At 42.7% G+C, this 11,944-nt stretch carries 9 protein-coding genes; 4 read left to right on the top strand and 5 right to left on the bottom strand.

Features of this window, described 5'->3' with window-relative positions; all coding sequences use genetic code 11:
- Positions 1–29 precede the first annotated feature (29 nt).
- The 3 genes from CJ305_RS10775 to clpB form a co-directional block, all read right to left on the bottom strand.
- Complete coding sequence (locus CJ305_RS10775; protein WP_099646286.1) at positions 30–641, bottom strand: hypothetical protein; 612 nt, start codon at positions 639–641, stop codon at positions 30–32.
- A 239-nt stretch (positions 642–880) separates the two neighbouring features.
- Positions 881–2,560, bottom strand: a complete 1,680-nt coding sequence (locus CJ305_RS10780) for a hypothetical protein (protein ID WP_099646287.1) — start codon at positions 2,558–2,560, stop codon at positions 881–883.
- Positions 2,561–2,776: 216 nt separating this feature from the next.
- Positions 2,777–5,380: an ATP-dependent chaperone ClpB gene (gene clpB, locus CJ305_RS10785; protein WP_099646288.1), complete on the bottom strand. Its 2,604-nt coding sequence runs from the start codon at positions 5,378–5,380 to the stop codon at positions 2,777–2,779.
- 230 nt (positions 5,381–5,610) lie between these two features.
- Between clpB and ytxJ the strand changes: the two genes are divergently transcribed.
- Entirely contained in the window at positions 5,611–6,003 is a 393-nt protein-coding gene (gene ytxJ / locus CJ305_RS10790; RefSeq protein WP_099646289.1) for a bacillithiol system redox-active protein YtxJ, read from the top strand.
- Between the two features lie 218 nt (positions 6,004–6,221).
- Here ytxJ and CJ305_RS10795 read toward each other — a convergent pair whose 3' ends face one another.
- Positions 6,222–8,669 (bottom strand): TonB-dependent receptor, encoded by a 2,448-nt coding sequence (locus CJ305_RS10795; protein ID WP_099646290.1) that lies wholly within the window; start codon positions 8,667–8,669, stop codon positions 6,222–6,224.
- A gap of 481 nt (positions 8,670–9,150) precedes the next feature.
- On the opposite strand from CJ305_RS10795, the gene CJ305_RS10800 reads away from it, so the two are divergent.
- Positions 9,151–9,513 carry a CoA-binding protein gene (locus CJ305_RS10800; RefSeq protein WP_099646291.1) on the top strand — a complete coding sequence of 121 codons (363 nt, stop codon included), beginning with the start codon at positions 9,151–9,153 and terminating at the stop codon, positions 9,511–9,513.
- Here the strand turns inward: CJ305_RS10800 and CJ305_RS10805 are convergent.
- Positions 9,484–10,929, bottom strand: a complete 1,446-nt coding sequence (locus CJ305_RS10805) for a sodium:solute symporter (RefSeq protein WP_099646292.1) — start codon at positions 10,927–10,929, stop codon at positions 9,484–9,486. The two genes, CJ305_RS10800 and CJ305_RS10805, sit on opposite strands and share 30 nt — an antisense overlap.
- A gap of 153 nt (positions 10,930–11,082) precedes the next feature.
- Here CJ305_RS10805 and CJ305_RS10810 point away from each other — a divergent pair, with 153 nt between their 5' ends.
- On the top strand, positions 11,083–11,313 hold the full coding sequence (locus CJ305_RS10810) for a hypothetical protein (protein WP_099646293.1): 231 nt from the start codon (positions 11,083–11,085) through the stop codon (positions 11,311–11,313).
- Complete coding sequence (locus tag CJ305_RS10815) at positions 11,314–11,886, top strand: phosphatase PAP2 family protein (protein WP_099646294.1); 573 nt, start codon at positions 11,314–11,316, stop codon at positions 11,884–11,886. It abuts the gene before it with no gap.
- Positions 11,887–11,944 lie beyond the last annotated feature (58 nt).

Genomic DNA, 11,944 nt, shown 5'->3' on the forward strand with positions numbered 1-11,944 from the left:
ATAATCGTGCGGTAACTGATGAAAGCTAACTACGTTGCGCCGGAAGCATTTGCTTTACCCCAATGCCATCTATTTGAATTATTCCTCTTGTCGGTGATATAAATCTTTACTTGTTCATAAATGCTATCAAATAATTCAATCTCGTTTTTTAGCTCAGCTGTGATAAAAATATCTTCTAACCTGGCATTTCGGTCTTTTAGAACCGTATCTGTTTTATAAAGCGGAATAAAATTAAAGTATTTAGAATACGAAGGAGTTGCCTTTAAGTCTTTGTTGTAAGGAATAGATATCCCAGTCGTTTTATTTTTGATTTTTTGTTTAACCCATTTTGGATTGGCAATTTTATCTCCAATTGTCAACTCAATGAAACTATTCAGTGCAATAGATTGTCTTTTTTCAGACAGGCAATGCGTAAATAGTGATAATTCACTGTCCGAATGGTAAGAGAAAAACGCTGGACCAATGTTTACAATAAATAAATTTTTATTGATAAATCGTTGACCACTAGATTGCTGTGTTATTTTTAGAACTCTTTTTTGACACGAAAAAATAAGAGCTTGAACGAAATAAACTTCCAGCACGAACTTTTCAGAATGTAGCTGGTTTAAATCTGCAAGATGTATTTCAGGTTGACTTTCCATTTAATGATCTTAGCCCTATAAATTAGTAATTACTTGAAGGTTATTCTAACTGTTTACCACGCGATACAATTCCCTATATTCATTGGGACAGGCAGCGTGTTAACGTGAGATTAGTTTTTTTCGTTGCTCCTGCGCGATTGTATCGCGCAGAGGTTATTTTAGCTTACTATAAAATGATATAATCGTGCGGCAACCGGGGCTTAACGCTCACGGCCGCCTACTCGATTGTGCGTAGTAATTTATTTTTTATAGATAAACATCAGTCCCAGAGGTGACTTTTTCAAATTCTGTCTTTCTCTGTCCGTTTCCTTCATTTTTTCCACGGTTTTAGGTAAATCCTTAATTTTTGGTGCGTCCATTATTTGATTCAAGGCGACTGTTGAAAGTCCATATAATGGTGTACCTAAGCAAGCAGAAGCTATTTCAACTGAACCCATTACCAACCACGAGCCAAAGTCTTTTCCAGCGATTTTCCATTTTTTGCTGACGAGTTTTTTTATGTTTTCTTGATGTTGATTAAAAGCGAAATTCAAGTTATTAAAAACTTTGTGTGATGTACTCGTAAAATCAAGTTCATTAGCCATAACCAATTCGTCTATTCCTTTCGATAGAATTTCTCGAATTTCATTAATTGCCCCAGCTTTTCTTAATTCTATTAATCCAGTTGGTGGTATTTTACCAATCCATTGAAGTTTTGTATTGTCCAGACCGTTTAAACCTTTTACAATGTGCATTTTTTGATAATCCTTATCAGGATAAGTTCTTTCAGAGTCATATTCCAGTTTCCATTTGAAATATTCCCAAGAAGTCGGTGCGTCAATAAGTGGGAAACCTCCAACTTTTGTTGCTTTTGCAAGTAATTCGTTGCAAACACTCATTCTACCCAAACCCATCATAGAAACTATGATTCCAGGATTGTTTGTCTGCATTGCTCTCATTGATTCTCCTTCAGTTTGATTTTTTATCTGAATTTCAAGGGGTTCTTTAAATTCAGTGTCAAAGAGAACACGTTTTGGGTCTTTGATTTCTTTGGAAACTTTTTCTACAGTATCTAATTCTTTGCCAAATTCAAGAAGCTCATCAATACTTTGGAACTCTCTACCAAAAATCTTTTTTGCGTGATATAAAGCATCTTTTTCTCCAAGTTTTTGAATTTCTTCGAAAGCAAATTCATCCATCATTTCTTTGTCCGGAAGAATTGCTACAATTGGGTTTTCAAATTCTGCGAGTGCAAGTTCTTTGTATTGTAGAATGTTTAAAGCGTGTTTTAATAGGAAATAAACTCTTTGATTTTTATCCCATATTTTAAACATATGCCTTGACCTAATAAAAGGACAAGGAAGTATTATTGTATCTGTATAGATTCCACATTTTGAGGCAATATTCTCATTATTTGCAGGAAATAAATCTCCTCCAAAAACTGCTTTAATTGAATCATTGTCGTCTTCTAAATGTATGTAGCCTGATTCGGCTGTCAGTTCCCAAAATTCTTCAAGGTCTTTAAGTAAAGATTCAATTGGTTCATTCAAGTAATCTATGTCGTGTTTCCCATAAGCAATTACTTGAGCAAGTTGATGCGGACTAGCATTTGCTTCTATCATCATTTGATAGAAATGATTAAAGTTACCCTCAATCCTATTGAAATAGCCTTCTTGAATTTGGCGTAATGAAATGGCGCTTTTCATCTTTTCTCGATGGTCCATATTTTCCGCCATAAGCGCCATAGAGCGAACAAATCCATCAATCGTATCTAAATCTGGTTCTCCGTTTTTATCAAACCTAGCTTTTAGCAAGCTTGCCTCAACTTTTTCTCTTAAATGTTCTGCAATATGAATTTTGCCCTCTTTGAGCTTATCTCTAAGAATCAGAACTCTCCTCTTGACTCTTTCTTCGTATTCTTTTTCTTCTTTAGATTTCATTCATTATTACGCACAACTAGTATTAACATCAAAAAAAATTGCGGATATCTCATCTCTTAAACGGTTTTCCAAAATTTTTACTTTCATAAAACTAGCCATTTTAATATCTCAAAATTCACTGAATCAAGGTTTTCAGGAGAAACTTATCAACGTAATTGTTAATAAAAAAGCGACACCTATTAAGGTGCCGCTTTCAGTTTATAGGTACAATGCTCTTCAGTCGTTGCTCACCAGATCGTTTTGATTGCGAAACACGAGTTCGTCATCAAAGGCATCGAGTAAGATGATGCTGTCTGTGGTCACTTTACCGCTCAAAATTTCTTTAGAAAGCTGGTTAAGCACTTCTTTTTGAATGGTACGTTTTACCGGCCGTGCGCCAAACTCAGGCTGAAAACCGCGGTCTGCCAGGTACGCGATGGCATCGGTTGTGGCATCAAGCGTAATGCCCTGTTTGGCCAGCATACGGGTCACGCCTTTAAGCTGCAGGCTTACGACCTTCTCGATATCTTTTCGCGTAAGCGGGGCAAACATCACAATATCGTCTATACGGTTGATGAATTCGGGCCGTATGGTTTGTTTCAGCATACCCAGTACTTCGGTTTTTGCGCCTTCCATCGCGGTCTCAGGATCTTTGATGGTTTCAAATTTCTCCTGTATGATATGACTGCCCATATTTGAGGTCATAATGATGATGGTATTCTTAAAGTCAGCCAAGCGGCCTTTGTTATCTGTAAGTCGGCCTTCATCAAGCACCTGTAACAGGATATTAAAGGTGTCCGGATGTGCTTTTTCAATCTCATCAAGCAAAATAACGCTGTAAGGCTTGCGGCGTACGGCTTCGGTAAGCTGACCGCCCTCGTCGTAACCCACATATCCCGGAGGCGCACCTACAAGACGGCTCACGCTGTGACGCTCCTGATACTCACTCATATCAATACGGGTGATGTTGTTTTCGTCGTCAAACAGGTATTCGGCCAGAGCTTTAGCGAGTTCGGTTTTACCCACCCCGGTTGTACCTAAGAACAGGAACGAACCAATAGGCCGTTTCTGATCCTGCAAGCCGGCGCGGCTGCGGCGTACCGCATCACTCACCGCGATAATGGCTTCCTGCTGGCCTACCACACGTTTGTGCAGGTCGGTCTCTAGGTGCAGCAATTTCTCGCGCTCGCTTTGCAGCATTTTGGTTACGGGGATACCCGTCCACTTGGCTACCACTTCGGCGATGTCTTCGCTGGTCACTTCTTCTTTAATCAGGCTGTTATCGCCCTGATTGGCTAGTTGCTGCTGCAATTTTTCAAGCTCTTCCTGAGCCTGTTTGATCTTTCCATAGCGCAACTCAGCTACCAGACCGTAATTGCCTTCGCGTTCGGCACGCTCGGCTTCGAGCTTAAAGTTTTCGATATCCTGCTTGGCATTCTGAATGTTGTCAACCACTTCTTTTTCGCTCTTCCACTTGGCGTTGATCTCGTTGCGCTCTTCTTTCAAATTGGCCAAATCAGCGTGCAAAGACTTGAGTTTAGTCTCGTCTTTTTCGCGCTTAATGGCTTCAATCTCAATCTCCAATTGCATAATCTTACGATCAAGCACGTCGAGTTCTTCGGGCTTGGAGTTGATTTCCATACGCATTTTAGAAGCCGCCTCGTCCATCAGGTCAATCGCCTTGTCGGGTAAAAAGCGGTTGGTGATGTAGCGCTGCGAAAGCTCTACAGCAGCGATGATCGCGTTGTCTTTAATACGCACCTTGTGATGGGTCTCATACTTTTCTTTGATCCCGCGTAAGATGGAAATCGCAGATTCGGTATCCGGCTCAAAAACGCTCACTTTCTGGAAACGTCGCTCCAAAGCCTTATCCTGCTCAAAGTACTTTTGATATTCATCTAGCGTAGTGGCACCAATGGCGCGTAACTCCCCGCGGGCTAGTGCAGGCTTGAGGATGTTTGCGGCATCCATCGCGCCCTGACCGCCACCGGCACCCACAAGGGTGTGAATCTCGTCTATAAAGAGAACGATATCGCCGGCTGCTGTGGTTACTTCCTTGATCACCGCTTTAAGGCGCTCTTCAAACTCCCCTTTGTACTTGGCACCTGCAATCAACGCGCCCATATCAAGCGCCCAGATTTGCTTTTCCTGAAGGTTTTCGGGCACGTCGCCGTCTATAATACGGTGTGCGAGACCTTCGGCAATCGCGGTTTTACCGGTACCGGGTTCACCCACAAGAATCGGGTTATTTTTGGTACGTCGCGATAAAATCTGCAAAATGCGGCGAATCTCCTCATCACGACCTATCACCGGATCAAGCTTGCCATCGCGGGCCAGCTGATTCAGATTTTTGGCGTATTTGCTAAGCGAATTATAGGTTTCTTCAGCACTTTGTGAAGTCACGCGGTCGCCTTTACGCAATTCTTCAATAGCCGCTTTCAGGTGTTTCTCGGTAACGCCTTGATCTTTTAAAATCTGCGCGATCTTGCTGCTCGATTTAAAGATGGCTAAAAAGAGATGCTCTAATGAAACATACTCATCATTCATCTTTTTGGCGATGTTACCGGCTTCGGTCACCGTTTTACCGGCTTCGCGAGACAACATAATATCGCCGCCGCTTACCTTGGGAAAGCTGGTAAGCGTGCTTTCTAAAATCTGCTTCAGCAGATTGACATTCACATCCAGTTTCTGTAATAGAAAAGGCGTAACGTTCTCATCAACCTCAAGAATGGCTTTAAAAATATGCTCATTCTCTATTTGCTGATGGCCATACCCCTGAGCAAGCGCCTGGGCCTGCTGTATGGCTTCCTGTGATTTTATAGTGAAATTATTAAAGTTCATCGTATTTCTGTTTTTCCCTGTTCGGGATTGATTTCAGTTGTTTGAGTATGCTTTGGCAACTACTATACCAGTAAAAATAACCGACTTTTCGGCAGTTAAACCACGCTATTAAACTGTCTTTTCGTCAGGTTAACCTTGGGATTCCCTTAGTAGAATAGCCCGCAATCTTTCCTTAAATTTACGCCGTCCTGAACACAGCAGGCGTTAAATGAATTTTAAAAAGAACGGAAATGGGATTTTTTGACAAGTTTAAAAGTGCACGCGATGTGGCCAAAGAAGAAATAAAAGAGATGAAGTGGATTCCCTTAGAGCGTATGAACCAGCTCGATGAGATTGTGGAAATTTCAAAGGCAGTTCCCGTGGTGATTTTTAAACACAGTACCACCTGCGGGATCAGCCGTATGGCTTTGCGGGGATTTGAAAAGAATTACGATTACGATAAAAAACAGCTCGAACCGTATTTTCTGGATTTGAAACAATACCGCGAGATTAGCAATGCGATCGCCGACCGTTTTAACGTGCAGCACGAAAGTCCGCAATTGCTCCTGGTAAAAAACGGAACCGTGACCTATCACACTTCACATTCAGGCATTGATGCCGGGATTTTGAGCGAAAAGATTTAAGGATAGTAACATGACTAAAATGAAAAAAGGCCGAAGTGAAAACTTCGGCCTTTTATGTTGATTGTTTTTTGAGAGATGTTTAAAAAAAGGCTAATTCAAATAAACAAACCGTAGAAAAAGACAATCTTTAAAATCGATTATGTAAATCGTTAAAACAAATTTAAGAAAAATTATTTATTAAATGTAAACTTTACATTAAAAATCTGTTAGGTTTTGTGTTAAAACATTCCGCCTCCAGATGCCTCATTATCATCACGTTGCTTACGACGCTTCGCGCGGTACTTGCTATCCCCAAAACGGTAGTTGAAACCGGCGTAAATGGTGTTGCTTTCCCAGTTAAACTGTCCCTGAATCAAATACGGACTGCTACCGGTAAAGCGGGCTTTCATCGTATTGAAAATGTCGTTGTAGTTTAAACTAATAGTTCCCTTGCCTTCCCAGATGGAGTAGCGCGCGCCAATATTGGTCATAAACATGGATTTATTTCTAAACTGAATCCCTGCCTGCGGCCCGCGGAACATCGCAAAAGCGGTAAACGTAAGCTGCTTGGTCGCGTTAAAATTGTTGATCACCCGGGCGTTATACACCGTGTTTTCGACCTCTTCAGAAGTCTGAATGATATCTGCTGCCGTAGGGTTTTCAATATTGGGGTCCAGCATTTCGGTGATTCCCGTCTGAGTCTGGTTAAACAGGTCATAACTCGCGTTGATGCTCCACCAGTCAAAAGCTTTAAAGTTGCTGCTCAGTTCAAAACCGTAAGCGGTGGTCGAGTCAAAGTTGTCCTGGGTAAGCACCATACGGTCCAGATTAAAACGGTCAACATAAACCGCCTGGTTGATCTGGTCTTCAATGATGCGGTAGAAGACACCGGCAGTAAAGCTTCCTTTTTCAAAGCTTCGGGTGTAGTTGGCCTCCAGCGAATTGGTAAACTGCGGCAGCAGATTCACGTTTCCGTATTCGGTAACTAGAGGCGAACTCCACTCACGAATAGGATTTACCTGCCCTACACCGGGGCGGTCAATACGGCGGCTGTAGCTTAGCTGATACTGGTTTTTTTCCGAAGGATTAAAAGTCACGTAGGCTGAGGGATAGACTTCAAAATAATCATTGGTAAAGGCACGAACGCTATTGGTATCGGCTTCCACATTTACCTGCTCAGCACGTAAACCCGCCTGGTACGACCATTTTTCGTAATTCTTACCGTAGGTCACATAAGCTGAATAAATGTTTCGGTTGTAGTCAAAATGCGTACTTGGAGTAGGCACGAGGTTTCCTTCGGCATTAAAAGACTGGCCGGTGCTGCTGTAGCCAATATCGGTATTAAACAAAATCGCCTGCGCACCTAGTTCAAGTTTTTCGCTTTCGCTTAACGGATTCACATAATCCAGATTTAGCGTGGTGCGGTTGCGTTTGGTATCTACAAAATCTTCGTAATCAGAAAGCGGAGTGGTTCCCGTAAAGTCAAAAAAGGTGTCTTCTTCTGCGTCAAAGGTGTTGTAATCGGCTTCAAACTCGATGTTGTGGCCTTCTTTTTCAAAGTCAAGCTTGTAGTCAAAATTGTACTGCTGCGAGTAATTGTCCATATCTGCGCCAAAATCCTGCATCAGATTACGGCTCATATCATCGGCATACACAATGTCAATATTCCCACCGGGCTCGCCTTTAAAGCTGTTTTGTGAGGTAAAGACACTAATGGTGTTTTTCTCATTCAAATACACATCAAGACCCACCTTAAGCAGGTGTGATTTGCGGTCGTTAAGCATATCAAAAAACTGGGTTGAGTTATCGCCTTCGCGAAAAATAGTCCCGTAATTGGCATTCTTGGCGATGGTATTGCTGTAATTGGAATACAGATTAAATTTTCCGTTGCGGTAGTTAAGGTTTAAACCGCTGTTAAACTGGGCGTTTTTCTCATACGAAAGGCCGGCGCTCACGTCGCCGTTAAAGCCCACATTCGCGTTTTTGTGCAGTACGATGTTGATGATTCCGCTCATTCCATCGGGGTTGTACTTGGCCGAAGGATTGGTAATCAGTTCAATTTTTTTGATGGAGTTAGACGGAAGTTGTTTGAGCAACTGGTCTGGCGCGATGTTAGACAATTTGCCGTCTACCATCACCTGCACGTTGCTGTTACCGCGCAGGGTAAGCGCTCCTGATTGCTGATCAAGACTCACCGAAGGGATGTTGTTCATGATATCTGCAGCAGTCGCGCCCGCCGTGGTCAGGTCTTTACCAATATTGATGACCTTTCGGTCAATTTTCTGCTCAATGGTAGTGCGCTCGGCAACCACATTAACCGCATCCAGTTCGGCGGCTACAGCGTCCATATTGATTTTCCCGTAATCGGTCTCGCGGTGATCGCGGTCTACCACCAGGTCGCGGGTGACCGGCTCATAACCTATAAACTGAACTTTCAAGGTATAGGCGCCTTCCGGAATTTTTTTGATTTCAAAAACACCGTCGTCATTGGTGATACCACCGGTAAGGGTTTCGCCGGTGCTGGTCATAATAACTACGGTGGCGTAGGGGATGGGCTGGTTGAGTTGCGTATCCATCACCACGCCGGAAACCGAGCCGGTTACGACTTCGGGGGCTTTGGGTTGGGCAAATGCCGCAAAACTGAATAATACAAATAGTAGGCTAAGCAGCCTGTGGTTAGATTTCATAACTGTTTGATTTTTGATTGATGTTAAAACATAATACTTTGTATTGCATAATAGCTGAAACAAAGTACCCCGTGATTAGCGGTTTATTAAAAGACGTTCGTGTTAGATTTTTGTTACAGTAAAAACTACATTTATTTTGGTAATCTAAATTTTCAACCCCATAGGTCTCTGAAATTTAATGGTTTACAGGGTTTTGAAAAAAGCAGCGCTGAGTAACTAAGCCTATTGTTTTAAAAATAAAAACCCGGGACCGCTAAATCCCGGGTTTTCAAGCTTGAACGCTAGAAATTAACACTAACCATCAAAACTAATTTATAAACAATTCAAACTTGGAAGTCGACTTCTATTTTATAGACTGACCAACTCTGGCATTGTTACAGCTACCGGAATCATTTAACGCGTTTTTATGATGGTATAAGGCTTCTGTGCGTGTATTTACACCTAACTTGAAATCCTGAAAAACTGCTAAAGAACACCCCTTATGAAAAAGAAAACCCTGGTTTTAGGCGCCTCGCTTAATCCTTCCCGCTATTCACATATGGCTATTAATCGTCTCGTGCAAAATGAGCAACCTGTGGTAGCACTGGGTTTGCGTGAAGGTAAAGTTGCCGGAGTTTCTATTGATACCGGAAAACCTGCCTATGAAGATGTACATACAGTGACGCTGTATCTAAACGCTACCCGACAGGAAGAGTACTACGATTATATTGAAAACTTAAAACCCGAACGGGTGATTTTTAATCCCGGTACGGAGAATCCTTTTTTTGCGAAAAAACTTCAGGCTGCGGGCATTGAACCCGACTATGCCTGTACTTTAGTGCTTTTGGGTACGAATAGCTACTAAACCTAAAAAGGTAAGCAGACCATTCAGGATCAGAATAAAGAAGCCGAATTCAAAATTGAGATACTTCAGTGAGAGCAGACTCAGTACATAGCCTGTTATGGGCGTGAGAATTGCGATTACGGGTACGAGGGCATCTTTTACCTGCCATTTGGTAAACAATCCAAAAGCATAAAGTCCCAGTAAAGGCCCATAGGTGTAGCCCGCAAAAACAAAGAGTTTTGCGATCACACTTTCATCGGCAATCAGGTATTTAAAGCCTATAATCACCAGAACCAGCACTATCGAAAAGAGGATGTGTATCTTTTTACGCATCGCGATTTGTTTGGCTTTTTCGTATTTCTTTTCGATCTCCAAAATGTCGATACTGAATGAAGTGGTCAGCGCAGTTAAAGCACTGTCTGCACTGGAATAGGCTGCGGCGATAAGTCCCAGGATAAAGCAAATCGCGATGCCGAAGCCCATTCCGGCTTTGGTGGCAATAAACGGAAACAGGTCGTCTTTAGAAGCTTCAATCCCATTGTTTTCAGCATACACCGTAAGCAAAACCCCCAGTGCCAGGAAGATGAAGTTTACAACGGTTAGTACGATTGTAAACCAAAACATATTCTTCTGGGCATCTTCAAGGCTGCGACAGGTAAGGTTTTTTTGCATCATATCCTGATCGAGTCCCGTCATAACGATAGCGATAAACGCACCGCTGATGAACTGTTTGAAGAAGAAGTCGGCACTTTTCCAGTCGTCAAAAAAGAACATTTGCGACAGATTGCTATCGGCTATAAAACTAAAAATAGAGCCGGCATCCAGGCCTAAATCGGCAGAGACAAAATAGATAGCCACACCCAGCGCAATCAGCATAAAGAGGGTTTGCAGGGTGTCTGTCCAAACGATGGTTTTAATTCCGCTTTTAAAGGTGTAGAGCCAGATGAGTAAAATGGTGATGGTTACGGTTACCCAAAACGGTACGCCCATACTGTCAAAAACCAGCAGCTGCAACACATTGGCCACCAGATACAGGCGGAAACTGGCGCCTACGACCCGGCTTAGAATGAAAAAGGAAGCTCCGGTTTTGTACGAGGCAGGGCCAAAACGCCCCTCGAGATAGGAGTAAATGGAAGTCAGATTGAGGCGGTAATACAGCGGAAGCAGAACCAACCCGATTACCGCGTAGCCTACCGTATACCCCAAAACTACTTGAAAATAGCTAAACTGCGAGGCTTCAACCCAGCCGGGTACCGATATAAAGGTTACCCCCGAAAGTGAAGCGCCAATCATCCCAAAGGCCACCAGATACCAGGGTGATTGCTTACTGGCCTTAAAAAAGTCTTCGTTAGAGCCACCCTTTCCGGTAAAATAGGAAACCAAAACAAGAGTGATAAAATAACCTGCAATGAGTAAAAGTATGGTTGTGGGCTGCATAATTTTCCTGCGTTTTCTAGGGCAACGAAGATAAGGTATAAAACTTCAATCTGCCGAAGTCGCATAATCTGTAAAGTAAACTTACCTTTGTGGCACTTTTTGATCCGGAAGGTTTTCGAAACAGGCAAACAGCCGGATGTTTAATTGAAACTTATGGAACTTCCTAAATTTATACTGGGCGATAATACTGATTATCCCGATTCTATTTTTGTTATTCATACCGATTTTCCGCGTTTTATCATCGATCTCAAGAACGATGAGGTAGAATGGCTGGAGGATTTTGATAAAAACGATGAAGACGAATTAGCTTCGGAAGCCGAAAATCTCATTCAGGCAGCAACTGATTTTTACGACCGGGAAGTTGCCCGTTACGAAGAAGAATAGATGAACGAGCTGAAGCAACTGGATTATGACCTGTATCTCTGGCTCAATAATTTGGGCTCGGAGACCTGGGATCCTTTTTGGCTTGTACTTACCGATAAGTGGAGCAGCATCCCGCTGTATGCGGTTTTGCTGTTTTTGATTTTTAAGCGTTTTGGGCTGAAAGGCACTTTATATACGCTGGTTTTTGTAGCGCTGCTGATAACAGCTACAGATCAGCTGGCCAATGTATTTAAGCACGGTTTTGAGCGGTTGCGCCCATGCCGTCAGGAAGGTATTATGGAGCAGGCCCGCTTTATCGCGGTACGCTGCGGGAGTTACGGATATTTTTCGGCTCACGCGGCGAGTTCGATGGCGCTGGCTGTTTTTGTAGGTTTGCTGTTAAAGTCCCGCTTCAAATGGGTGTTTCCGCTGTTGTTAGTCTGGGCCTTATTGGTGGGCTACAGCCGCATTTACGTAGGCGTGCATTATCCCGGTGATGTACTTACCGGTTTTGTGATCGGGATCCTGATTGCGCTAGCGCTGGTGGCCCTGCATCGTTTTGGCTATGCCAAAATTTTTAAAAACGAAGAGTAGTTTAGTTGTAGGCAGTGCAGATGTCTGAATTGACATGTTAACCGCGCACTTCTACCGA

This window comes from Leeuwenhoekiella nanhaiensis (genome assembly GCF_002744755.1).
GTDB lineage: Bacteria > Bacteroidota > Bacteroidia > Flavobacteriales > Flavobacteriaceae > Leeuwenhoekiella > Leeuwenhoekiella nanhaiensis.

Bases quoted from the DNA above. Each gene is read 5' to 3' on its own strand.
- CJ305_RS10775 (WP_099646286.1), bottom strand. From the start codon at position 641: ATGGAAAGTCAACCTGAAATACATCTTGCAGATTTAAACCAGCTACAT.
- CJ305_RS10780 (WP_099646287.1), bottom strand. From the start codon at position 2,560: ATGAAATCTAAAGAAGAAAAAGAATACGAAGAAAGAGTCAAGAGGAGA.
- clpB (WP_099646288.1), bottom strand. From the start codon at position 5,380: ATGAACTTTAATAATTTCACTATAAAATCACAGGAAGCCATACAGCAG.
- ytxJ (WP_099646289.1), top strand. From the start codon at position 5,611: ATGGGATTTTTTGACAAGTTTAAAAGTGCACGCGATGTGGCCAAAGAA.
- CJ305_RS10795 (WP_099646290.1), bottom strand. From the start codon at position 8,669: ATGAAATCTAACCACAGGCTGCTTAGCCTACTATTTGTATTATTCAGT.
- CJ305_RS10800 (WP_099646291.1), top strand. From the start codon at position 9,151: ATGAAAAAGAAAACCCTGGTTTTAGGCGCCTCGCTTAATCCTTCCCGC.
- CJ305_RS10805 (WP_099646292.1), bottom strand. From the start codon at position 10,929: ATGCAGCCCACAACCATACTTTTACTCATTGCAGGTTATTTTATCACT.
- CJ305_RS10810 (WP_099646293.1), top strand. From the start codon at position 11,083: ATGGAACTTCCTAAATTTATACTGGGCGATAATACTGATTATCCCGAT.
- CJ305_RS10815 (WP_099646294.1), top strand. From the start codon at position 11,314: ATGAACGAGCTGAAGCAACTGGATTATGACCTGTATCTCTGGCTCAAT.